The sequence below is a fragment of the Algoriphagus halophilus genome (genome assembly GCF_900129785.1).
In the GTDB taxonomy this organism is placed as follows: domain Bacteria; phylum Bacteroidota; class Bacteroidia; order Cytophagales; family Cyclobacteriaceae; genus Algoriphagus; species Algoriphagus halophilus.
The window spans coordinates 849,564-873,573 of record NZ_FSRC01000002.1 but is presented as its reverse complement, the minus strand read 5'-3'; the positions used below and the strand labels follow the sequence as shown (position 1 = coordinate 873,573).

The window sequence follows — 24,010 nt, the reverse complement described above, 5'->3', positions numbered from 1 at the left end:
GATTATCTTCCTAAATAAACGGTAAGGATCGAGAGGTCAGCTGGCGATACCCCACTGATTCTTGAAGCTTGTCCTAAGGTTTCGGGTTTTATTTTGTTCAGCTTTTGTTTTCCTTCATTAGAAAGTGCTGGAATGGTTAAGTAATCAAACTTGAGTGGAATTTTGTAATTTTCCATATTACTCAATTTTTCTACCATCTGCTGTTCCTTTTCGATATAACTGTCGTACTTAATTTGAACTTCCGCTTGTTCCCTTACATCTGTAGAAAATCCTGATAAGAATTTATCTAATTCTGGATCTAAAATCATAAGGTCATTCAAACCAATTTGAGGTCTTTTTAGCAGTTTTTCAACCACTATTTTTTCTTTGATCTCAGCAGTGCCTATTTGTTCTAAACCTTTGTTTATTTGTTCTGGAGCTAGTTTTTTCTGTTTAAGATCATTGATTAGTCGGGCAGTTTCTTTCTTTTTATTTAGCATTTTATCCAATCTTTCCTGGCTTGCCAAATTAATATCATATCCTAGCTGAGTAAGGCGTAAATCCGCATTGTCTTGTCTAAGTAATAACCTGAATTCTGCCCTTGAGGTAAACATTCTGTATGGTTCTTCTGTCCCTTTATTGATCAAATCGTCAATTAAAACACCAATGTAAGCATCTGATCTTTTCAATAAGAAAGGATCTTTTTCCTGCACTTTCAAACTTGCATTGATACCAGCTATCAACCCTTGAGAGGCTGCTTCTTCATATCCTGTTGTACCATTGATTTGCCCTGCGAAGTACAAGTTTTCTACCAACTGGGTTTCTAAAGTAAGTTTAAGTTGAGTTGGCGGGAAGAAATCATATTCTATAGCATAACCTGGTCTAAACATTTTTGCGTTTTCGAAACCAGCGATTTTACGAATAGCTTTGTATTGTACGTCTTCAGGCAACGAAGTTGAAAATCCGTTTACATAGATTTCTACTGTGTCCCATCCTTCAGGTTCCACGAATATTTGATGTCTATCCCTTTCTGCAAACCTATTAATCTTGTCTTCTATAGAAGGACAATATCTTGGTCCTAATCCTTGGATCCTTCCATTGAACATAGGAGAACGGTCAAAACCTTCCTCTAAAGTATTGTGAACATCTTTATTGGTATAAGTAATCCAACAAGTTCTTTGCCCTTTTATAGGGCTGGTTTCATCAGAATAGCTGAATTTCTCTGGATTTTCATCACCATATTGGATCTCCATTTTGGAGTAATCCAAACTTCTTCCATCTACTCTTGGAGGGGTTCCAGTCTTCATCCTTCCTGATTCGAAGCCCAAAGAGACTAATTGTTCTGTAATCCCCTTTGCTGCCGCCTCCCCGGTTCTGCCACCTCCGAATTGTTTTTCACCGATATGAATGAGACCATTCAGGAAAGTTCCATTGGTTAAAACCACGCTTTCTGCCTCAATCTCTATTCCTATTCCAGTCCTGACTCCTTTTGCTCTTCCGTCCTTTACTAGGATTCCTGTAATCATTTCCTGCCAGAAATCAACGTTTGGAGTCCTTTCTAGTGCTAATCTCCATTCTTCCGCGAATCTCATTCTATCATTTTGGGAGCGTGGAGACCACATAGCAGGCCCTTTTGATCTGTTTAGCATTCTAAATTGGATCATGGATTTATCTGAAATTATTCCAGACATTCCCCCTAATGCGTCAATTTCTCTAACTATTTGACCTTTCGCCACTCCTCCCATGGCAGGATTACATGACATTTGAGCAATGGTATTCATGTTCATGGTACATAATAATACCTTAGAACCCATTTGTGCTGCCGCATGCGCTGCTTCACAACCCGCGTGCCCGGCTCCTACTACAATGACATCATATTTTGGAAACATGATTTATATTTTTGTTTACTGTTTCACGTGGAACGTTTAAATATAAAGAACTTGTTTTGTTCTCCTGTTCCACGTGGAACACTAGATGTTTTGAAATAAATTAATAGCGAACTCCTCTTTTGTTCGCATCATTTCGACTTCTTCTTTTTTCTTGTCTTTGTATCCCATTAGATGAAATAGACCATGACTAATTACTCGGCTTAGTTCATCTTCTATGGGGACTTGAAGTTTTTTTGAGTTTTCTTCAACTCGATCGATACTAATAAAAACATCTCCTTCTATCTTGTTTTCTTCTTCAGAATTATCAAAGGTGATGATATCTGTATAGGTATCATGATTTAGGTATTCAACATTGATGTTGTAGAGGTATTCATCGCTGCAAAAGATGTAATTTAAATCTAGAATTTTGAACTCTTCAGAGTCTGCTATCGATTTAAGCCATTTTTTACGCTTTTGTCTTTTGTCTAAACGAAATGTGGTTTCTTCCTCAAAGAAATTTATAGCCATGGCTTAATTCATATAGAAGGATAAAATGGTCTTTCTTCCTTCTTCTTCAAATTTTACCTCATCTGATAAATGCTTGATTAGGAATATGCCTCTTCCTCCCGGTTTTTCTATGTTTTCTGGTTCTGTAGGATCTTTTAGTTCGGTGAGATCAAAGCCAGGACCTTCATCTTCAATAACGAACCTTAAGAGCTCATCTTCCATAAATAGTTCCAGATGCACTAATTTGTTCTTGTCATGTTGATTTCCATGAATAATTGCATTGCTGATGCATTCGGTGACGGAAATCATGATATTTCCATAGATATCATCATTGATATCGAAGTTTTCTCTAGCGTTATCGATAAAACTTTCGATTATTTTAATATTCTCTATTAATGAGGGTATGGAAATTTTTATTGATTTCATCTTTATTTTATTCAATGATCAACAGGTATGATTTAATCAGTTAACTCTAATAATATGGGACAATGATCTGAATGCTTCGCTTCAGGCAAAATTACGGACCTTTTCAGTTTATTTTGCATTTCATTGGTTGCCATATGATAATCTATTCTCCATCCTAAATTCTTGGCCCTTGCATTGGCTCTATAACTCCACCAGGTATAATGATGAGGATCTTCATTAAAATACCGGAATGTGTCTGTAAACCCTGAGTCAGTGAATTTATCCATCCATGCTCTTTCTTCTGGTAAAAAACCAGAACTATTTTTATTGGAAACAGGATTATGAATATCGATCGCTTTGTGACAAATATTATAATCACCACTTAAAATGATATTCGGTTTCGATTGTCTTAAGTCCTGCATGTATCCATAGATATCATCCAGAAATTCATATTTGAAGCCTTGTCTTATATCTCCAGTGGTACCGGAAGGGAAATATGCAGATATGAATGAAAAATTATCGAACTCAACCTCCAACAATCTTCCTTCATCATCGTATTTGTCCAAGCCCATACCATGTTTAATAGATTTAGGAGTCTTCTTAGTAAAAATAGCCACGCCACTGTAGCCTTTTTTTACTGCCGGATACCAATAAATTTCATATCCTAAGTCCTTAAATATAGTACTGTCAATTTGACTTTCTAATGCCTTAACTTCCTGTAAACCAATGACATCTGGGTTTGTTTGTTGTAACCATTCTACAAATCCTTTGTTCATGGCTGCCCGTATGCCGTTTACATTATAGGAGACAATCTTCATGCTTACTTTATTTCTATTTCGTACTCTTTTTCAAAGTATTCCAGTACCTGAATTTTTAATAATTTTTCTTGTTCCAATAAATCGAAATAAGGAAGTTCTTTTACCAACTTCCAGTGTGGCCAACCATCTTGGTCAACAAAATCTAACTCATAGAAACCATCGTAGCTTAGCACTTTACAAATAGCAATATGCATCAAATCTTGCTTTTGCTCTTTTGTAAAAGTCTTGTTTCCTTGACCCAATTCTTGTACTCCTATTAGAAACAAAACGCCATTTAGATCTGATGGTTTTTTTCCGATCGTTTCTTTTAGACCTTCTAATAGTTTGGACCACCTTTTTTCTAGATCTAAATCCTTTTTAAACATATTGTAAACTATTGATTTTCAAGCTCCTCCCAATATTCTGAAGCTCTTCTTAAATGAGGTATTACAATAGATCCGCCAATTAAAGTAGCAATCGAAAATACCTCAAAAATTTCGGTTTTGTTTAATCCAACTTCTTTGCATTTGCCTAAGTGATATTTTACGCAATCATCACACCTCAAGACCATGGAACAAGCAAGACCTAACATTTCCTTGGTTTTAACATCCAGAGCTCCTTCCGCAAAGGCATTCGTATCCAAATTGAAAATCCTCTTTAATACTTTATTGTCAGCAGCCATGATCTTTTCATTCATCATCGCTCTATAATCATTGAATTCCTCTATGAGATTCATTAAATTAACAGTTTAGGATACACATTTACAGGCAAATATAGCAGGTATTCGGCCTTGGATTGTACTAACAGAACTTTTTGCTGATGCGTTTACTTTTTTTCAAAGATTTTTTCGATTTAATATTTCCCAGAACCTGTGATCTATGTGGCAGAAATTTATTCGATTTTGAATCCTGTCTTTGTAAAATATGCATTGGAACGCTCCCCAGGACACTTTATCATGCCATGCCGAGCGAAAATGACCTGACTCAAAAAATAAAAGGTATCGCAAATGTGGGTATGGCCATGTCATTTTTAAGGTTTACAAAAAATGGGAAAAGTCAAAAAATTCTTCATTGTCTTAAGTATCGAAATAAGCCAAAGCTAGGAATTCAATTAGGTGAACTCTATTCCAATCAATTAAATGAAGTTGATTTGACAAATAATTGGGATGTTATTGTTCCTGTTCCACTTCATCCCATAAAAAAATATCGAAGAGGCTACAATCAAAGTGAGGAATTTGCCAAGGGGCTTTCCCATGGCTTGCAATTGCCTATTGAAGAAATGTTAGAAAGAAAGAAATTCACTGAAACTCAGACTAAAAAGACAAGAATTCAAAGGATGGAAAATGTAGATGAAGTATTTGCTCTAATTAGGCCTACTGATGGCAGAAGAATTTTATTAGTTGATGATGTAATGACTACAGGGGCGACACTTTGCTCATGTGCAAATGTGCTTTTGGCTAATGGTGCAAAAACTGTAGATTTGATCACCATTGCGGCAGGAAAATAAAGAGCATATGATAGACATTGAATTATTGAAATATCCAATTGGTAGATTTCAAATACCAAACCAAATTACGGAATCCGATCTGGCAGAAGCCATTGAAGAAATAAAATCCTTACCTAAATTCTTGGAATCCACTGTGAAAAGTATGTCGGAGGATCAATTGGATACTCCCTATAGACCAGGAGGATGGACCGTCAGGCAAGTAGTTCACCACTGCGCAGATAGTCATATCAATGCCTTTATTAGGTTTAAATTAGCTTTAACTGAAGAAAACCCTACGATTAAACCTTATGACGAGGCAGCTTGGGCAGAATTGGCCGACAATAAATTGCCTATCGAAGTATCTATCGGAATCCTTAAAAATATTCACTTCAAATGGGGAGTGATCCTTGATCATATGTCTCCTGCTGATTTTTCAAAAACCTATTTCCACCCAGAATCACAGCATTCTGCACCTCTGAGTGAAATAGCATTAATGTATAGTTGGCATGGCAAACATCATTTAGCCCATATCCAAGCCCTGATGATTAGGGAAAACTGGTAAATCCTCGGCAATCTTAAATTTCTATGCTGTTTAATTCCATTGAGTTTGCCATCTTTCTTCCAATAGTTTTTATACTCTATTGGGCATTAAGAAAGCACTTTCGATTCCAGCTATATGTCTTATTGATAGCAAGTTACATCTTTTACGGCTGGTGGGATTGGAGATTTTTGAGTTTAATTATTTTTAGTTCCGGAATAGATTTTCTGATTGGTAAACGGTTAGATACCATAGCAGTGGAATCGAAGAGGAAAATGTTGCTTGGATTAAGTCTATTGACAAACTTAGGTCTTCTAGGTTTTTTCAAATACTACAATTTTTTTTCCGAATCGCTTAGCGAAGCTTTTACATTTTTTGGGAAAGAGATACCTACAGGAAGGTTAGACATTATATTACCAGTGGGGATAAGTTTCTATACTTTTCAAACGTTGAGCTACACCATTGATGTTTACAGAAGAAAACTTGAGCCTACAGATGATTGGTTGGCATTTTTTGGTTTCGTTAGTTTTTTCCCACAATTGGTTGCTGGTCCAATTGAAAGAGCTTCTCATCTATTAGGACAATTCCAAAAACCTCGGATTTTTGACTATTCATTTGCTGTTTCGGGTCTCAGGTTAATTATATGGGGCATGTTTAAAAAGATTGTTATCGCTGATAATGCAGCATTTATGGTAGATGAGATATTTCTTGATTATACCAATCAATCAAGTCTTTCCTTAATGCTTGGTGTGGTATTATTTGCTTTTCAGATCTATGGAGATTTTAGTGGATATTCAGACATAGCAATCGGATTATCGCGAATTTTTGGATTTGATTTGATGCTAAATTTTAGATTTCCATATCTGGCTCAAAACATCAATGATTTTTGGAAAAGATGGCATATTTCACTTTCCAGTTGGTTTAGGGATTATGTTTATATTCCTCTTGGTGGAAGTAGAGTTTCCACTTGGGCCTCCTTTAGAAATGTTTTGATTGTTTTTTTGGTGAGTGGCTTTTGGCATGGGGCCAATTGGACATTTATCATTTGGGGTTTGATCCATGGAATCTTGTACGTTCCATTTTTCTTTATGAAACCCCATCAGGATTTACATGAGCATTCCATCCTCAAAAACCTGCCAAAAATATTTCTAACCTTTACTGTAGTCTGTTTAGGCTGGATCTTTTTTAGGGCAGACAGCGTTTCCCAAGCATTTAATTACATAGGTTTAATGTTTACCAATGAAGGGTCTTCCAATTTTATTTTTGAAGCGAATAAAAGAAAGATCATTTTAGGTATTGTCTTGCTATGCATTATGGGGATGATGATCATAGAAGGTTACTTTGAAAGCAAACAGAAAAAAGAAGTATTGCTTCCTTCTTGGAGCCTGGTATTAATTGTCCTATTTATATTTTATTTCGGAGGGTTTAAAAACCATGAAAGTTTCATCTATTTTCAATTTTGATGCTTGATGAAAAAGTTTGTAACTAAATCTATAATTTACTTGACTCTGACACTTTTGATTGCTAATGTACTGGCATTCATAGGATTAAGAGTACTGGGTAAGAGTGATTTTTTTAAAACAACCTACCTGGTTCACCATTTTACTCCAAATCAGGCATTTGAATTGACTGTTTTTGGATCAAGTAGAAGTTTGGCCGCTATAGACACCAAATTGATTGGCGAAGCAATCGATGGTCTTTCAGTAAATTTTTCAATGGATTATACTGCTTTGCCTTCCACTTTATTGATGCTTGAGCACTTTTATGCCCAAGGTTATTCCTCTGAATGGGTGGTAGTTTCTTTGGACTTACCTGATTTTGAAACTTCCAAAACCATTATTTCTGAAAATGATCATAGGTTCTTGCCCTATGTTTCGGAAGAATATATTCAAAGGTATTTTAAAAAGTATGAGGAAGGCTGGGTAAAACCTTTATTCAGTTCGCAATTTTTCCCAGTATTAGGTTATGCTTATTATAACATGGAATTATTACCTCCAGCGGGCTTAGCCTTATTTAAACCTAATTATAAATATCTATTTGATGAATTGGGAAATTACCAATACCCTGATTATTTGGCTCAAGAAGTTATGCCTGAACCAAGGTTTTTTGAGACAGAGTTACCAAACCCAATCCTTGATAAAATAAGCGAGTTGACACAAAAGAATGGAAGTAAGTTAATTATCTATATTGCTCCCTATTTAAGGGATGATATCCAGGTTAATAATTCAAGTTTTCGTGTGATTAACCATTCCCGAAAAATTAATGAGCCAAAGTATTTTTCTGACTACATTCATGTAGTAAACTCAGGTAAGAAATTAGCAACAGAAGCATTTATTGAAGATTTCAATATGCTCAAAAGTTCATTTTAAAATTTCCAATTATGAATATTTCATTAACAGGTCAGAGAATCCTGGTTACAGGGGCATCTCGAGGAATTGGAAGAGCCATTGCAAAGCAACTCTCTGAATCAGGAGCTGAGGTAATTGTACACTTTAATGCGAATGAATCAGAAGCCCTCAAACTACAGAAAGAACTAAAAACCCCAGGTTTTATTGAAAAATGTGATCTTGGTGATTCTTCTCAAGTTATTGGTTTCATTCCATATTTAGTAAAAAAATATGGTCCCCTTTCTGGAATTGTAAACAATGCAGGAATCGCAAAATCAGCTCCTGATACCTTGCCCACTAATGAATGGGCAAAGATTTGGGACCAAACTCTTCAGGTCAATACCACTGCTTTGGGTATTTTGTGCAAAGAGTTTATTGATCAGGCAAAAGGATTGGAAAATGGAAGAATCATTAATATTTCATCCCGAGCAGCATTTCGTGGAGATACCACAGATTACTTGGCCTACGCTGCTTCGAAAGGAGCACTAATTAGTTTGACCAGGTCTATAGCCAGGTATTATGGAAAAGTAGGGATCAAAGCATTTTTGGTGGCACCAGGCTTTACGCGAACAGATATGGCCAATGAAATTTTATCCGAATACGGGGAAGAGTATGCCTTAAATGATATAGCTCTGACTGAATTGACTAAACCGGAAGATATTGCCCCAATGATTACTCTCCTTTGCTCTGGGTTGGCTGACCATGCTACTGGAACAAGCATAGATATTAACGCGGGATCCTACGTACATTAATCTAACCTTTAAATAGGTTTACAGTTGATTAAAGAATGGGAAAAGGCACTTCTAATGATCCAATATTTACGCCTGAGTTACTAAAAATTCTAAAAATATTTGGAATAGCCTCAGTGTTCATTGTTTTGTTACTTTCTTTTTTCAACGAGAAAAGAGCGAATAATACGGGTGAAGATCAAACATTTAAAGTGAATGACTCTAATCGCCTGTTTTTTTTAAATCTGAAGGCGATTCATTATGATCGAGAAGCACGATCCGATGCTAAAATGCTCTTATTTAGACATAAGGACAGAAATCAAGAAGAAAATAAGCGAGGGTTAGACTTAGTGATTATCCAAAACTCATTAAAAGATGAGGCCTATATTTATCTGGAGCCAAAAAATTTAGATTGGCCATTGAACATTACAGCAGTTACTCCAACAGATTCTACTTCCTTTTCTTTTGAAAATGGGAATGCTCAGACCTTTTTATCCTATGTGAATTCCATTAAACCCTGGGTTGATGCTCAGGCTGATTTTTCAATAGAATCTAAAGATGGCTGGCAACCTTTATGGCAAAAAAATGAAGAACAAGAGGCCATAAAAGAAATATTGAACGATTATTTTAAGTTATTAGAGGATAAATAAAAGTAATAATGCCCACGCCTTTAGACTTCTTTACCTCCCTTATCGGGAAAAAATTGGATCATACCCCTTCATCAGCAGGAAATTGGCTAGAAGGAACACTTTTAGAAGTTTCAAAATCCCACATTAAAGTGAGGTATCAAGTTAGGCCAGATATGTGCAATCCGGCCAGAATTCTTCATGGAGGAGTTGCATCTTTGATGTTGGATGATGCAATAGGAATGGCAAATTTTGTGACTGGTACAGAATATTTAATGACCAGTATCAATCTAAGTGTAGACTTTCTTTCCTCTGCTCAAATTGGAGAAGATTTGGATCTTACAGCCGACCTCGTACGATCAGGGGCGAATATAAACCATTGGGAAGCGGTAATTAGAAAAAATAACGGTAAAATCGTAGCCAAAGCGAGCTCGAATATGATCAAAACCCATGTTAAGATGAGTGATTTAAAACTTTAAGGAGAAGGTTCCGTAAAGCTTTAGATCAACTAAATCTTAAGACATGAAGCGAATATTTTTTATGTTTATTTTTATTGGCACCGCTTCCTTAGCGCAGGCCCAGTGGACAACCGCATTTCATTTAAGTAATCGGCCTTTTATTGGGGTGAATCGTCAATTAGGGGACAATTGGCTTCCGGAATTCAGGGTAGATGTAGATAATAGTTTTGAATTTACCGGCTTGGAACTGGCTGTCAATTATTCCTTTTTCCAAAATGAAACAGTTCAATTATATGGAGGTCTTGGTGGAAGGGTGAATTATTTTTCAGGCTTAGTTATACCGGCAGGTTTAAATATTTACCCCTTTGAGAACAAAAATTTTGGTTTTCAAATGGAAATCGCTGGAATAATTGGAGAGGTGAGCATTCTTAGGGGTTCTACCGGCATCCGATATCGGTTTAACAAAAACTAAAACTGCTTTAGCTTTACCATCATATCCCAAACGGCTATCCCTAAGGTGACAGAGATATTTAAGGAATGCTTAGTCCCCAATTGAGGAATTTCGAGGATATGATCGCATTTTTCAAGTACCTCGTCTTCCACTCCAAACACTTCATTTCCGAAAATCAGTGCAATTTTATCTGTTTTTTCTGGTTGATATTCATTTAAAAAAATAGAATTATCTACCTGTTCCAAGGCACAGATTTTATATCCCTCCGCTTTTAATTGGGTAATAGCTTCAACTGTGCTTTCAGAATAACTCCATTCCACCGATTCTGTGGCTCCTAAAGCAGTTTTTTGAATGTCCCGATGCGGAGGTGTTCCAGTGATTCCACAAAGAAAAATTTTTTCAACACGAAAGGCATCCCCTGTTCGAAAAGCTGAACCCACATTATTCAGGCTTCTCACATTATCCAAAACAAGGACTATCGGGCTTTTTCCTGCTTTTTTGTAATCTTCAATTGAGAGCCTGTTGAGCTCTTCCATACTTAATTTTTTCATCGCCTTTTGTTCTGCTTGCGGATTGCCTTATTTTCAGGTTTTATTCTAAATGAATAACCCGAGCAAAAATAGTATAAAGTAAGCATACCCTCCCATGAGCAAATCCAAAGATGGCAAAGAAACCCCTTTAATGAAGCAGTATAATGCCATTAAAGCCAAACATCCAGGCGCCTTATTGCTGTTTCGGGTAGGGGATTTTTATGAAACTTTTGGTGAAGATGCAGTCAAAGCGAGTAAGGTGCTGGACATTGTTTTGACAAAAAGAGCAAATGGCTCTGCTTCTCATATTGAATTGGCTGGTTTTCCTCACCATTCCCTTGATACTTATTTACCCAAATTGGTAAGAGCGGGAAATAGGGTTGCAATTTGTGACCAATTGGAAGATCCGAAGTCCGTCAAAGGAATCGTGAAGAGAGGCGTGACCGAATTAGTAACTCCAGGTCTTTCCTTTAATGATCAGGTACTAGATACCAAACGAAATAATTATTTGGCATCCATCCATTTTGGAAAGGATACGCATGGAATTTCATTTCTTGACCTGTCCACAGGTGAATTCATGTGCGCTGAAGGTTCCGCATCTTATTTGGAAAAGCTGATACAAAGCTTTGCTCCTTCAGAAATTATTTACTCCAAAGCTGCTAAAAAAGCTGCTCAAGAACTCTTAAAGGATGATTTTATCACATTTCATTGTGAAGATTGGGTATTCCAATATGACTTTACCTATGAGAAACTAAAAGGGCATTTTGGGACCGCGAACTTAAAAGGTTTTGGAATTGAAGATCAAGAATTAGGGATAATCGCAGCGGGAGCGATTTTATATTACCTGGAAGAGACGGAACATAAAGAAATTCAACATATCTCAGCCATTTCCAGAATTGCCGAGGAGAAATATGTATGGTTGGATAAGTTTACTATCCGGAATTTGGAGTTGGTCTATGCTCAGCATGAGGGAGGAGTTCCTTTGATTCAGATATTGGATCAAACGGTCACACCCATGGGCTCCAGAATGATGAAAAAATGGATGGTGTTGCCTCTAAAAGACAAAGGAGCCATCGAGGAAAGACTGAACGTTGTAGACTTCTTCTATCAAAACTCAGTATTGATAGAAAATATCGTACAAGAGCTCAAACATATTGGAGATTTGGAGCGCTTGATATCCAAAGTAGTGGTAGGAAGAGCCAATCCAAGAGAGATCAATCAGATCAAAAGAGCCTTAAAAGCGCTTATTCCTATCAAGGAGCTTTTAAAAAGTCAGGAAAATCCAACTCTAAAAAGACTATCAGATCAACTCAATCTCTGTGAATTTTTGTTGGAAAAAATTGTCAAAGAGCTCAAAGAAGACGCTCCTATGTTGACGCACCAAGGAGGTATTATCAAAGATGGGGTAGATGATGAATTGGATGAGTATAGAAATCTCGCCAATACCGGAAAGGACTTTTTGGTTCAACTTCAGCAACGTGAGGTTCAGAATACAGGAATTACTTCATTAAAAATCGCCTTTAACAAAGTCTTTGGCTATTACCTGGAGGTTACACACGCACATAAAGATAAGGTTCCTCAAGAATGGATCAGAAAACAAACTTTGGTCAATGCTGAGCGATATATTACTCCAGAGTTAAAGGATTATGAGGAGAAGATCCTCCATGCAGAAGAGAGATTAGTGGGCTTAGAGCAAAAGTATTTTTTAGAATTGGTCCAGGAAACTGCTAAATATGTTACTCAAATTCAGCAAAATGCACGAGTGGTAGGTACGCTGGATGTGTTATTATCCTTTGCTCAAGTAGCGCTGACTAATTCTTACACCAGGCCAAAAGTTTCAGATACAGAAACCTTGGAATTTAAAGATGGTCGTCACCCCGTGATTGAGAAGCAACTACCATTAGGAGAGAATTATGTTCCAAATGACATTTATTTGGACCATGACAGCCAACAAATCATGATTATAACCGGTCCTAACATGGCAGGTAAATCGGCCTTGTTAAGACAAACAGCTTTGATTGTTTTGATGGCCCAAATGGGAAGTTTTGTTCCAGCTTCTTTTGCACGCGTGGGAATTATTGACAAGGTTTTTACAAGAGTTGGGGCATCCGATAATCTATCGAAGGGAGAGTCTACATTTATGGTAGAAATGACGGAAACGGCTAGTATTTTGAATAATCTATCTAACCGTAGTTTGGTCTTGATGGATGAAATTGGCAGAGGTACTTCTACGTACGATGGGATTTCCATTGCTTGGTCCATCGTGGAATACCTACATAATCATCCAAATTTTAAAGCGAAGACACTATTTGCAACGCATTATCATGAGTTAAACCAACTTACAGAAGATTTTCCAAGAATAAAGAACTTTAATGTTTCAGTAAAGGAAGTGGGAAATAAGGTCATTTTCATGAGAAAATTGAAGGAAGGGGGAAGTGAACATAGCTTTGGTATTCATGTGGCACAAATGGCGGGCATGCCTAATCCGGTTGTCTTGAGGGCCTCAGAAATTATGAGTCACTTGGAAAAAGACAAAGCCGTCAATGAGAAAAACGAAAACATTAAATCTATTCCTAAAAACAATTATCAATTAAGTTTATTTGAGATTGATCCTAAAATTCAAGAGGCCAAGGAGTTAATAGAGCAAATAGATATCAATGCCATTTCTCCTATAGAGGCGCTATTGAAATTACATGAGATTAAGAAAAAATTAGAAGGGTAGTTGATTGGTAAATATGTATATTAGGAAGGAGTTTAACCAAGGAAGCAGAGTTTATGGATAAGGTGCTTTTGAAGGACCTGAAAAAGCAGGATAAATATTCAAAATTTTTTCACTCGTGGAAAGAGCAGGAGTTTAAAGATTCTCCTAATGAGGAAAAGATGCTTGCTGATCTTGAAGTTCTCAGTCAAAATATCGGGATGAGAGAAGGTTTAGTCATCGCATGTTTTGATTATCGAAATTTAAGTTTAGGATTCTTTACTGGAAATATAGAGGAGTTGACAGGTTATCCTGCTTCGATGTTTAAATCGAAAGGGATGGAAACCTCTTTTACTATGATTCATCCAGACGATAGGGAAGAACTTTTTCGTTTCCAGAAGATTGTGCTTGATGCTTTTCATCAGCTTTCCATTCCGGAGAGACATCGATTTGAGTTTTCTTATACTACCAGATGGGTCCATAGAACTACCCAGGAAGTTTTTTGGATGATGGGAAGGGTGAAACCTTATTTGATCGATTCGGCTGGTAATTTTGCGATGGATTTACATATCATTGTGAAACTGCATACCCCGCCTAAGACCAAAAATTACGACTGGAATTATTCCTATGTAAAAGATGATGGAACTAGGATTTTTGTGAGTAAAAATTCTCCTTCAAACCGGGAGATTTCCTTGACCAAAAAGGAGAAAGAAATTGTTAGCTTGATTTTGGATGGGCTAGGATCCAAAGAAATCAGTGAAAAATTGAATATCTCCTTTAATACGGTTTCCACCCACCGAAAGAATATATTAAGGAAGTTGGGAGCAAAAAACTTGGGGGAAATGATAAAAATTATTGCTTCCTATGACTTTGATATGGTGCTGTAAATCAACTTTATCAGAGAATCTCGAAAGAAAAAGGAAAAAAAATTCATGAACAATACTTGTAAATTTATTTAACGATCTTACCTTTGCATCCACAATTCGCTCAAAGATCGTTTGAGTTTTGAAAAAGCGAGAGTAGCTCAGCTGGTAGAGCACGACCTTGCCAAGGTCGGGGTCGCGAGTTCGAATCTCGTCTCTCGCTCTAAGAAGCCCTTGATTCAAGGGCTTTCTTGTTTAGAGTTTAAGTAGCTCCGAATCGTTGGAGTGAAGCCGGGATGGTGGAATAGGTAGACACGCAAGACTTAAAATCTTGTGGCTTCACGGCCGTGCGGGTTCGATTCCCGCTCCTGGTACAAAAGCCTCACAGCAATGTGGGGCTTTTTGTATTTTACTCGGTTCGAGATTTATTTTTTAAAATTCAATCGCTACTTTTTTGGGTCAGGATGATAAGACCTATAAATTTGAATGACCATTCAACTTTTACCTTTGTTTCACGAAAAACGATCCCAAAAGGCCATTAAATCTCCAAAAATGCAAACCATCCCATTATATATAGATAATAAGTCAGTCAACGGAACAGGTAAGAGCTTTGATAACTTCAATCCTGCCACCGGTCAAAAAACCCATCAAGTCACCAGTGCTTCTTTGGAAGATTTTGAAAAAGCAATCGAGTCCGCGAAAAGAGGTTTCAAAGTATGGTCTGCCATGTCTCCCACTGAGAGAGGGAGAATTTTACATAAAGCTTCTGCCTTGTTACGTGAGAAAAATGAGGAATTAGCTCTGTTGGAATCTCAGGATTCTGGTAAACCCCTTAAAGAAGCAGTGGCGGTAGATGTAATTTCCGGAGCAGATTGTTTGGAATATTATGCAGGGTTAGCGCCTACTTTACATGGAGAGCATTTTGAATTGGGAGGAGATTTTGCCTACACCAAAAGAGAACCGTTGGGGATTTGTGCCGGTATTGGAGCATGGAACTATCCTATCCAAATCGCTTGCTGGAAAGCAGCACCTGCTTTAGCTTGTGGGAACGTTATGATTTTTAAACCTGCTGAACTGACTCCGTTATCTGCTTATCTATTGGGAGATGTTTTCAAAGAAGCAGGAATGCCAGATGGAGTTTTCAACGTGATCCAAGGCGATGGAGAGGTAGGTCAAATGATGACTGCCCATCCAGCAATTGCCAAGGTTTCTATTACCGGAGAAGTAGGAACGGGTAAAAAGGTCATGGCAGCTTCTGCTGCTACCTTGAAGCATGTTACCTTGGAATTAGGAGGTAAATCACCCATAATTATTTTTGAAGATGCCGATATTGATGAAGCGGTAAACGGAGCCATGCTTGGCAATTTTTACACTCAAGGAGAAATATGCAGCAATGGAACTCGCGTTTTTGTGCATGAAACTATCCGCGAAAAATTTATAGCGACCCTTGTCGAAAAGGCGAAACAGCTCAAAGTGGGGAACCCATCAGACCCAGAAACCCAAATAGGTGCACTAATCAATAAAACCCATTTTGAAAAAGTCATGGGCTACATTGATTTGGGCAAAAAGCAAGGAGCGGAATTAATCTATGGTGGAAAGCAAATCAAGGTTCTAGGTTGTGAAGGAGGTTATTTCATAGAACCTACCATTTTTGAAAGCAAAGTGGATGATTGCGAGATCGTTCAAGAGGAAATTTTTGGTCCAGTCATGACTATCTTGACTTTCAAAGAGGAGTCAGAGGTTTTACAACGTGCCAATGATACCGAGTTTGGTTTAGCTGCAGGCGTCTATACCAATGATTTGCGAAGAGCCCACCGTATGGTAGCAGGACTTCAAGCAGGGATGTGTTGGATTAATACTTACAATATCAATCCTGTTGAAATCCCATTTGGGGGCTATAAACAATCTGGGATTGGAAGGGAAAATGGCTTGGCAGCCATCGAGCATTATTCCCAATTGAAAACCGTGTATGTGGCAATGAAAGACCTTGGTAATCCCTTTTAATACAAGAAAGGCCGCCTTATTTCTACATTGATTGAGCAGAAAACGCTAATCTGAATGACTTTTTGTATTTTACAGCAATGAAGGAATTGGAATTTTTTGCTACTGATTGGCCTACCCTCAAAAACGGATTGCTCGTTGCTGGTGTGGCTTTAGGCGTCTTTTTATTATTTGTTTTTTTCGCTAGAAAATCTAAAACCTTTCTTAGGGTTCGTTTAATTAAGCGAATGGACGATGATTTATTGGCAAATTTTCTTGCTGGGATTGCCAGTGCTTTGGTTATCTTGGCAGGTCTGTTGATCGTCCTTAGAATCATCGGTTTATCCGGAGTGGTCTCAGGCTTATTGGCAGGAGCAGGAATTTCCGCTTTTATCATTGGCTTTGCCTTGAAAGATATTGGGGAAAATTTTTTAGCTGGGATTATACTCGCCTTCAAAAGACCTTTTCGCGTGGGCGATTTGGTAGATATCATTGGGATGAGGGGACAGGTACTTACCCTTAACCTGAGAGATACTCAAATTAAAACGGCAGATGGAAAAGATGTATTTATTCCGAATGGAGTCATTCTAAAAAACCCATTGACCAATTTTACCATTGATGGATTCCTTCGATATGATTTTATCATTGGTCTGGATTATGGATCCGATTATCAAGGGGCAGTTGAATTGATTCAATCTTCCATTATCCTTGTTCCAGGTGTCTTGCAGGGAGTTAAATCCCCAAATGTTTGGGTGGTTGATTTAGCAGAAAGTACCTTAAATATCCAAGTAACATTTTGGGTAGATACCTTTGAGCGTTCTATTTCTGATGCAGTAGTAAAAAGTAATGCAATCATTAAGGTATTGACAGTATTAGAAAAGGCCGGCTATAATATGCCGGCCAAGATCATTGAGTTGAAAAATCATCAGGGCAAAAGCCTGAAGACTTCTTAATTTATTTATTGAGGATACCGGCTAAGTCTGCAGGAGAATAGTTGACGGATTTGAGGGTTTTATGATCCCCTTCTCTGAACACTAGATACAAATCCCCTTCTTTTTCATAAAAGCAAGGAGTTCCCTTTGCTTCATAATGTGCGACGGTAGCTTTCGCTTCTTCTTCTGATTTACAAGCTTTACTCATATTGGAGCGCTGAACCTCATCAAATAGGGTTTTGAATTTTTCACCTAACCCAAACTCTAGGATGGCACCGGATAATACGTATTGTAAATCACAAAGAGCATCGGCAATTTCAACCAGGTCTTTGTTTTCAATCGCTTCTTCCAATTCTCTTAGCTCTTCTGCCAATAAGGAAACACGGAGATTACAGCGTGTATCGGAAGGAATGGTAGGTTCAGCTAAAACTGGATGTTTGAATGTCTCGTGAAATAAAGCGACTGAGGTAAGTGACTTTGGATCTTGCATGTTTTATTTTAATGATTGTTCGAAATAAATGAAAAAGACTGGAATTACCGGTCTTAGAAAAAGCTTTTATTCCTGCAAATAGATAAACTGCATGGAAATAGCCCTTATATATTCGAAATGGGCTGTGTACTAGTGCTATTTCTGCCGTTTTTGAAATTGAGAATCAGACAATAAGTCTGATTTTGTGACAAGTTGATTAAGTTTGCAATCTATATGGCAGTTGGTTGAATTTTTGAACCAAGTTGCTAGAATTATAATTCCATGGAAATTACCTTTTATAAATATCAAGGAACAGGAAATGATTTTGTAATGATCGATGATCGTTCTGAGTCATTTGATGTTTCTGATTTGGAGCTGGTTTCAAAGTTATGCGACCGTAAGTTTGGAATAGGAGCCGATGGATTGATTTTGATTCGGAATCATCCAGATTATGATTTTGAAATGATTTATTTCAATGCCGATGGGTCGCAGAGTATGTGTGGGAATGGAGCACGTTGTGCTGTTGCTTTTTCTGCATTTTTGGGAATCGTAACCTCCAAGACTCATTTTCTTGCGATTGATGGTGCCCATGATGCGGTAATCAAAGACGGTTTAGTCCAATTATTAATGGGAGATGTGAGCGGCATTGAATCCAAAGAGCAGGATTATTTCGTCAATACCGGTTCCCCTCATCATATTCGTTTAGTAAAAGCGGTTTCTGATTATCCAGTTTTTGCTGAAGGTAAAGAAGTGAGATACAGTTCCACTTATGCTCCCGGAGGTACCAATGTCAACTTTGTGGAGGCAATTTCCGAAGATGAGATATTCGTAAGAACCTATGAACGGGGTGTAGAAAATGAAACCCTTTCTTGCGGGACTGGAGTGACTGCTGCTGCGTTGGTCTATGGAAAGGATCTTCCAGCCGCTGAAATAAAAATTAATACCCTTGGTGGGAAGTTATCCGTTAAATTTACCTCAAAGCCATCAGGAGGATTTTCCGATATTTGGTTAATCGGTCCTGCAGAGCAAGTGTTTAGCGGAACAATTAAAATTTAGGAGAAAAAGGATCATTCAGTACTAACTGGATATCATTATCAATTGTAATAAAAAGGGCTTAATTTTAGAGCCCGATTTGAGAATCACATTCACTCGACATGTTAGAATTAATTGCCAAAGGACTCGCGAAAGTATTCGGTACTAAGTCCGATAGAGATATTAAAGAATTAACCCCAAAAGTAGAAGAGATCAATAAGATCTTTAAAAGCTTTGCTTCCCTCAGTGACGATGAGTTGCGGGCAAAGACTGCTGAAATCAAAGGTATCATTGATGCTAAACTCAAAACAATCGACGATAGCATTGGAGAGATAAGAATTAAAATCAATGAACTTCCTGCGAATGCAATTCATCAAAAGGATCAACTTTTCAACGAAATTGATCAACTGGAAAAGCAGCGGGATGAATCTTTGGAAGAGGTGCTATTGGAGGTAATGCCTACGGCGTTTGCGGTAGTGAAAGAGACCGCAAGAAGATTCAAAGAAAATAAGCAGCTGAAAGTTACAGCCAACTTAAATGACCGTGAACTGGCTGCGCGCAAGCAAAATGTAGAAATCGATGGAGATCATGCCATCTGGCACAACACTTGGTTGGCAGCAGGTAACGAAGTAGTTTGGGATATGGTCCACTACGATGTTCAGCTAATCGGTGGGATGGTTTTACATAGTGGTAAAATTGCAGAGATGGCTACTGGAGAGGGTAAAACCTTGGTTTCCACACTTCCTGCGTACCTTAATGCCTTGGCAGGAAGAGGAGTTCACATTGTAACAGTCAATGATTATCTGGCGAAACGTGACTCCGAATGGAATGCTCCACTTTTTGAATTCCATGGGTTGTCTGTAGACTGCATTGATAAATACCAACCGAATTCAGCTGGAAGAAAGAAAGCCTATGCATGTGATATCGTGTATGGTACCAATAACGAATTTGGATTTGACTATTTACGTGACAACATGGCTCGTGATGGCGGAGACTTAGTTCAAGGCAAGCATCATTTTGCCATGGTCGATGAGGTCGATTCCGTATTGATTGATGATGCAAGGACTCCATTGATTATTTCCGGTCCTGTACCAAAAGGCGATGTGCATGAGTTTGATGACATGAAACCTCGTGTGGCCACTTTGGTGGACGAACAAAGAAAATTAGTTCAAGGGTACCTTACCTCTGCTAAGAAATTATTGGCAGAAGGCAATGAAAAAGAAGGGGGATTGGCATTATTTAGAGCCTTCAGAGGGATGCCTAAATACAAGCCATTGATCAAATACCTTTCTGAGCCAGGTATTCGGGTAATTCTTCAAAAAACAGAAAACTACTACCTACAGGACAATAAGCGAAACATGCCTGAGGCAGATGAGCCATTATTGTTTACGATTGATGAAAAAACCAATGTGGTTGATTTGACGGATCGTGGGATAGATACGATGACTACCAAGAATGAAAATGCAGAGTTTTTCATTTTGCCGGATATCGGTGTAGTAATCGCAGACTTGGAAAAAGATGATTCCTTGGATGATAAAGAGAAGTTGGTTCGAAAAGAAGAAGTCATCAAAGACTATGGAGTAAAAGCCCAACGTATTCATACAGTAAATCAATTGCTAAAGGCCTATTGTATGTTTGAACGAGACACAGAGTACATCATTGTGGATGGAAAAGTGAAGATCGTGGATGAGCAAACAGGTCGTGTCATGGAGGGTAGAAGATATTCCGATGGCTTACACCAGGCGATAGAAGCGAAGGAAAACGTGAAGGTGGAGGATGCCACTCAAACTTACGCGACGATTACCTTACAGAACTATTTCAGAATGTACCATAAGTTGGCTGGTATGACTGGTACAGCAGAAACTGAAGCTGGGGAATTCTGGGAGATTTATAAATTGGACGTGGTAGTTATTCCTACCAACAGAGTAATCCAACGTTCAGATAGAGAAGATAAAGTTTATAAAACCGTCCGTGAGAAATTCAATGCGGTTGTAGATGAAATCAATGAATTGGTAGCAGCAGGAAGACCTGTGTTGGTGGGTACAACTTCAGTGGAAATTTCAGAGGTGCTAAGTAGAATGCTTACTCTGAAGAAAATACCTCATCAGGTATTGAATGCGAAGCAACACGCGAAGGAAGCAGATGTAGTTGCTGCTGCGGGTCAAGCAGGAACCGTAACCATTGCTACCAACATGGCAGGTCGTGGTACTGATATTAAACTTTCGGATGAATCTAAAAAAGCAGGAGGTTTAGCCATTATAGGTACCGAAAGACACGAATCCAGACGGGTCGATAGACAGTTGAGAGGTCGTGCTGGACGTCAAGGTGATGTGGGTTCTTCTCAATTCTTTGTTTCTCTGGAAGATAGCTTAATGCGTCTATTTGGCTCGGATCGAATTGCCAAGTTAATGGATCGAATGGGGCTTGAAGAAGGAGAGGTAATTCAACATAGCATGATTACCAAATCCATTGAGCGTGCTCAAACGAAAGTTGAAGAAAACAACTTTGGTACCAGAAAGAGGTTGCTAGAGTATGATGATGTGATGAACTCACAGCGTGAAGTAGTGTATAAAAGAAGAAGAAATGCACTAAAAGGAGACCGTCTGGAGTTAGATATATTGAATATCATGTATGATGTATGCGAAAGCAACATCGAAATGGGAAAATCTACTGGTGATCCTGAAGATTTGAGATTGAATGTCTTTACGTCTTTAGGCTTGGATTATCAGATTTCTGAAAGTGATTTGAAATCTAAGGATTCCGCAACTTTGACTCAAGAGTTGTATGAAGCGGCCTTTGATAATTACCAGAAAAAGAATGAGTTGATCATGAGCACTGCGCTCCCAATCTTCAAGAAGGTTCAGGAAGAAAGAGGAGCTACCGTGAAAGACATCATGGTTCCGATTTCTGATGGCATCAAGCAGATTGGAGTAGTCGTAAATCTTGAAGGAATGATCAATAGTGAAGGTCGTGAATTGATCCGATCCATTGAAAAGAACGTGACCTTGGCGATCATTGATCAAAACTGGAAAGAGCATCTGCGAGATATGGATGACTTGAAGCAGTCAGTTCAGAATGCAGTGTATGAGCAAAAAGATCCGTTATTGATTTATAAGTTTGAAGCATTTGAAATGTTCAAGCGGTTCATCGGTAAATTGAATGAAGATGTGATTTCATTCATTTCAAGAGCGGATTTACCAAAACAAGACCCTAGTCAAGTGAATGCGGCGCAGCCTCCTGGAGCGGCAGAGCCACAGGGACAAGCTAGCAAAGCAGAAGTTTCCAGTACCTTGAATCCAGGTGCAAATAGAGCTGCTGCTGCAGCGGCAAGTGCAGGAAGACCAGCTCCTCAAGTAGTTGCTCCAAGAAAGTCTGACAAAGCTTATGGAAGAAATGATCGGGTGAATGTTCAATATACCAATGGAACTACCAAATCAGATGTGAAATATAAAAGCGTCGAGCAGGATATTCAGGAAGGTAAGTGTATTATTATCGATTAAAGAAACAGATTATGAAAGCAGTTTGGGTTCTCGGATTAGTAGTCATTGTAGTAGGTTGTAATTCCAGTAAGTCCGCTTCTGGTGGTGCCTCTGCTTATGCTTCTTACCAAGAAAATCTGACGAGTTCATTGCCTGTATACCCTAATTATGAAGCTGAATTGGCAGCTCAATCCAATGCCAATGCCAATACTTCCGTGAAAACGGTGGATGGAGAGTTAGACCAGAAGATTCAAGAAATCTATGATAGAAATATTACTGAGCCTTATTTTAATGGGTATTCGGTATTGGTTTACTCTGGAATTGACCGAACAAAAGCATTTGAGACACAAGATGAATTGAAGGAATATTTTCCTGATATAAAGGCTGAAATGCAATACCAAGAACCCCGCTATTTGGTAAAGGTGGGTAAGTTTAATTATAAAATAGAGGCTCATAAGAGCTTTTCACTGATCAAATCTCAGTTTCCTACTGCAAGAATTATTCAGGATAGATTTCAGAGAAAAGAATATGAAGCCCCTGAAATCTTAGATTCGAATGCTGAAGGACAAAATTAAGTCACTGGCCAAGGCCTATAAAGAAGAAGTTATTGCGAACCGCAGACATCTGCATGCCAATCCAGAACTATCCTATGCCGAGTTTAAGACCTCTGCTTTTGTGGAAGAAAAGCTCAAGGGTTTAGGGATTACCAAGATTGATAAAAAAGCTACCACAGGCTGGTCAGCTTTGATCGAAGGTAAAAATCCAAACAAAAAAGTAGTGGCACTTCGAGCAGATATGGATGCCTTGCCGATCATAGAAGCTAATGATGTACCTTATAAATCCAAAAATGTTGGGGTAATGCATGCCTGTGGGCATGATGCACATACGGCTTCTTTATTGGGAGCAGCTAAAATCCTCAATGAAGTTAAAGACGACTTTGAAGGATCCATCAAATTGATTTTTCAACCAGGAGAAGAGGTAGTACCTGGTGGAGCTTCATTAATGATCAAAGATAAAGTTCTAGAGGATCCAAGACCTGCCGGAATTATTGGCCAGCATGTGATGCCTTTTATTGATGCCGGTAAAGTAGGTTTCAGAAAAGGAATTTACATGGCTAGTGCCGACGAAATCTATGTCACTGTCAAAGGAAAAGGAGGGCATGGAGCTATGCCTGAAACCTTGATTGACCCAGTATTGATTGCTTCTCATATGATTGTGGCTTTACAACAAGTGGTGAGTAGAGCGGCTAGTCCTAAAATCCCATCAGTTCTTTCTTTTGGACGATTTGAAGCCTTAGGAGCCACGAATGTGATTCCAAATGAAGTAAAGATTCAGGGAACGTTCAGAACGCTCAATGAAGAATGGCGGGCGAAAGCACATGGAAAAATGCTTCAGATCGCTCATGGGATTGTAGAAGGGATGGGAGGAGAACTGGATTTCGAAATCCGAAAGGGATATCCATTTTTAAAAAATGATCCAGAATTAACAGATAGGTCACAGCAAGCTGCCATTGAATACTTAGGAAAGGAAAATGTATTGGATTTGGATATCTGGATGGCTGCAGAGGATTTCGCCTATTACTCTCAAGAGATCAACGGTTGTTTTTATAGATTAGGAACCAGAAATGAGGCAAAAGGGATCACTTCTGGAGTTCACACTCCAACTTTTGACATTGAAGAAGATGCCTTGGAAATTGGTGCAGGTTTGATGGCTTGGTTGGCAGTTTCAGAATTGCAAAATTCTTAATATTCAGTTTACCTCTTCTTTTTATTTTCCCCTTAGATTTAGGACTAAATTT

General features: G+C 38.3%; 24 protein-coding genes and 2 tRNA genes. 18 read left to right on the top strand and 8 right to left on the bottom strand.

What is annotated here, in order from left to right:
• Positions 1-2 precede the first annotated feature (2 nt).
• The 6 genes from mnmG to BUR11_RS15600 form a co-directional block, all read right to left on the bottom strand.
• Positions 3-1,868 (bottom strand): tRNA uridine-5-carboxymethylaminomethyl(34) synthesis enzyme MnmG, encoded by a 1,866-nt coding sequence (mnmG, locus tag BUR11_RS15625; RefSeq protein ID WP_074225902.1) that lies wholly within the window; start codon positions 1,866-1,868, stop codon positions 3-5.
• Between the two features lie 81 nt (positions 1,869-1,949).
• Entirely contained in the window at positions 1,950-2,375 is a 426-nt protein-coding gene (gene ybeY / locus BUR11_RS15620) for an rRNA maturation RNase YbeY (RefSeq protein WP_074225901.1), read from the bottom strand.
• Between the two features lie 3 nt (positions 2,376-2,378).
• Positions 2,379-2,780 carry an ATP-binding protein gene (locus BUR11_RS15615; protein WP_074225900.1) on the bottom strand — a complete coding sequence of 134 codons (402 nt, stop codon included), beginning with the start codon at positions 2,778-2,780 and terminating at the stop codon, positions 2,379-2,381.
• A gap of 32 nt (positions 2,781-2,812) precedes the next feature.
• A complete protein-coding gene (locus tag BUR11_RS15610) occupies positions 2,813-3,577 on the bottom strand; it encodes an exodeoxyribonuclease III (RefSeq protein ID WP_074225899.1) in 765 nt (254 codons plus the stop codon).
• 2 nt (positions 3,578-3,579) lie between these two features.
• Positions 3,580-3,942, bottom strand: coding sequence for a hypothetical protein (locus tag BUR11_RS15605; RefSeq protein WP_074225898.1), 363 nt, complete (start codon positions 3,940-3,942; stop codon positions 3,580-3,582).
• Between the two features lie 8 nt (positions 3,943-3,950).
• The gene (locus BUR11_RS15600; RefSeq protein WP_074225897.1) at positions 3,951-4,292 is read right to left on the bottom strand and encodes a carboxymuconolactone decarboxylase family protein; all 342 of its coding nucleotides are present in this window, start codon (positions 4,290-4,292) and stop codon (positions 3,951-3,953) included.
• A gap of 224 nt (positions 4,293-4,516) precedes the next feature.
• Between BUR11_RS15600 and BUR11_RS15595 the strand changes: the two genes are divergently transcribed.
• From BUR11_RS15595 to BUR11_RS15560, 8 genes are read left to right on the top strand one after another with little or no spacing between them, the layout of a single operon-like run.
• Entirely contained in the window at positions 4,517-5,062 is a 546-nt protein-coding gene (locus tag BUR11_RS15595) for a ComF family protein (protein ID WP_317045280.1), read from the top strand.
• A gap of 7 nt (positions 5,063-5,069) precedes the next feature.
• The gene (locus tag BUR11_RS15590; RefSeq protein ID WP_074225895.1) at positions 5,070-5,603 is read left to right on the top strand and encodes a YfiT family bacillithiol transferase; all 534 of its coding nucleotides are present in this window, start codon (positions 5,070-5,072) and stop codon (positions 5,601-5,603) included.
• Positions 5,604-5,626: 23 nt separating this feature from the next.
• Positions 5,627-7,042, top strand: coding sequence for an MBOAT family O-acyltransferase (locus BUR11_RS15585; protein WP_074225894.1), 1,416 nt, complete (start codon positions 5,627-5,629; stop codon positions 7,040-7,042).
• 6 nt (positions 7,043-7,048) lie between these two features.
• Positions 7,049-7,948 (top strand): hypothetical protein, encoded by a 900-nt coding sequence (locus BUR11_RS15580; protein WP_074225893.1) that lies wholly within the window; start codon positions 7,049-7,051, stop codon positions 7,946-7,948.
• An 11-nt stretch (positions 7,949-7,959) separates the two neighbouring features.
• On the top strand, positions 7,960-8,718 hold the full coding sequence (locus BUR11_RS15575) for an SDR family NAD(P)-dependent oxidoreductase (RefSeq protein WP_074225892.1): 759 nt from the start codon (positions 7,960-7,962) through the stop codon (positions 8,716-8,718).
• Positions 8,719-8,753: 35 nt separating this feature from the next.
• Positions 8,754-9,344 (top strand): hypothetical protein, encoded by a 591-nt coding sequence (locus BUR11_RS15570; RefSeq protein ID WP_074225891.1) that lies wholly within the window; start codon positions 8,754-8,756, stop codon positions 9,342-9,344.
• Between the two features lie 8 nt (positions 9,345-9,352).
• A complete protein-coding gene (locus BUR11_RS15565) occupies positions 9,353-9,799 on the top strand; it encodes a PaaI family thioesterase (RefSeq protein ID WP_074225890.1) in 447 nt (148 codons plus the stop codon).
• 43 nt (positions 9,800-9,842) lie between these two features.
• Complete coding sequence (locus BUR11_RS15560; RefSeq protein WP_074225889.1) at positions 9,843-10,250, top strand: hypothetical protein; 408 nt, start codon at positions 9,843-9,845, stop codon at positions 10,248-10,250.
• Here the strand turns inward: BUR11_RS15560 and BUR11_RS15555 are convergent.
• On the bottom strand, positions 10,247-10,780 hold the full coding sequence (locus BUR11_RS15555) for an RNA methyltransferase (RefSeq protein ID WP_074225888.1): 534 nt from the start codon (positions 10,778-10,780) through the stop codon (positions 10,247-10,249). The two genes, BUR11_RS15560 and BUR11_RS15555, sit on opposite strands and share 4 nt — an antisense overlap.
• Positions 10,781-10,874: 94 nt before the next feature.
• On the opposite strand from BUR11_RS15555, the gene mutS reads away from it, so the two are divergent.
• The 6 genes from mutS to BUR11_RS15525 all read left to right on the top strand — a co-directional run bounded on the left by mutS (position 10,875) and on the right by BUR11_RS15525 (position 17,253).
• Complete coding sequence (gene mutS, locus BUR11_RS15550; protein ID WP_074225887.1) at positions 10,875-13,481, top strand: DNA mismatch repair protein MutS; 2,607 nt, start codon at positions 10,875-10,877, stop codon at positions 13,479-13,481.
• Between the two features lie 53 nt (positions 13,482-13,534).
• Complete coding sequence (locus tag BUR11_RS15545) at positions 13,535-14,344, top strand: LuxR C-terminal-related transcriptional regulator (protein ID WP_074225886.1); 810 nt, start codon at positions 13,535-13,537, stop codon at positions 14,342-14,344.
• Positions 14,345-14,470: 126 nt separating this feature from the next.
• A tRNA-Gly gene (locus BUR11_RS15540) sits at positions 14,471-14,543 on the top strand.
• Positions 14,544-14,610: 67 nt separating this feature from the next.
• Positions 14,611-14,694: transfer RNA gene (locus tag BUR11_RS15535), tRNA-Leu, on the top strand.
• 178 nt (positions 14,695-14,872) lie between these two features.
• Positions 14,873-16,324 carry a betaine-aldehyde dehydrogenase gene (gene betB, locus BUR11_RS15530; protein ID WP_074226166.1) on the top strand — a complete coding sequence of 484 codons (1,452 nt, stop codon included), beginning with the start codon at positions 14,873-14,875 and terminating at the stop codon, positions 16,322-16,324.
• Positions 16,325-16,386: 62 nt separating this feature from the next.
• Positions 16,387-17,253, top strand: coding sequence for a mechanosensitive ion channel family protein (locus tag BUR11_RS15525; protein WP_074225885.1), 867 nt, complete (start codon positions 16,387-16,389; stop codon positions 17,251-17,253).
• A 1-nt stretch (position 17,254) separates the two neighbouring features.
• On the opposite strand, the gene BUR11_RS15520 is transcribed toward BUR11_RS15525, so the two are convergent.
• Positions 17,255-17,722, bottom strand: coding sequence for a pyrophosphohydrolase domain-containing protein (locus BUR11_RS15520; RefSeq protein WP_074225884.1), 468 nt, complete (start codon positions 17,720-17,722; stop codon positions 17,255-17,257).
• 261 nt (positions 17,723-17,983) lie between these two features.
• On the opposite strand from BUR11_RS15520, the gene dapF reads away from it, so the two are divergent.
• The 4 genes from dapF to BUR11_RS15500 all read left to right on the top strand — a co-directional run bounded on the left by dapF (position 17,984) and on the right by BUR11_RS15500 (position 23,958).
• Positions 17,984-18,757, top strand: coding sequence for a diaminopimelate epimerase (dapF, locus tag BUR11_RS15515; protein ID WP_074225883.1), 774 nt, complete (start codon positions 17,984-17,986; stop codon positions 18,755-18,757).
• Positions 18,758-18,855: 98 nt separating this feature from the next.
• Positions 18,856-22,233, top strand: coding sequence for a preprotein translocase subunit SecA (gene secA, locus BUR11_RS15510; protein WP_074225882.1), 3,378 nt, complete (start codon positions 18,856-18,858; stop codon positions 22,231-22,233).
• 11 nt (positions 22,234-22,244) lie between these two features.
• Positions 22,245-22,787, top strand: coding sequence for a hypothetical protein (locus tag BUR11_RS15505; protein ID WP_074225881.1), 543 nt, complete (start codon positions 22,245-22,247; stop codon positions 22,785-22,787).
• Complete coding sequence (locus BUR11_RS15500) at positions 22,768-23,958, top strand: M20 metallopeptidase family protein (RefSeq protein ID WP_074225880.1); 1,191 nt, start codon at positions 22,768-22,770, stop codon at positions 23,956-23,958. Before BUR11_RS15505 ends, BUR11_RS15500 begins: the two co-directional genes overlap by 20 nt.
• Positions 23,959-24,010: the final 52 nt, after the last annotated feature.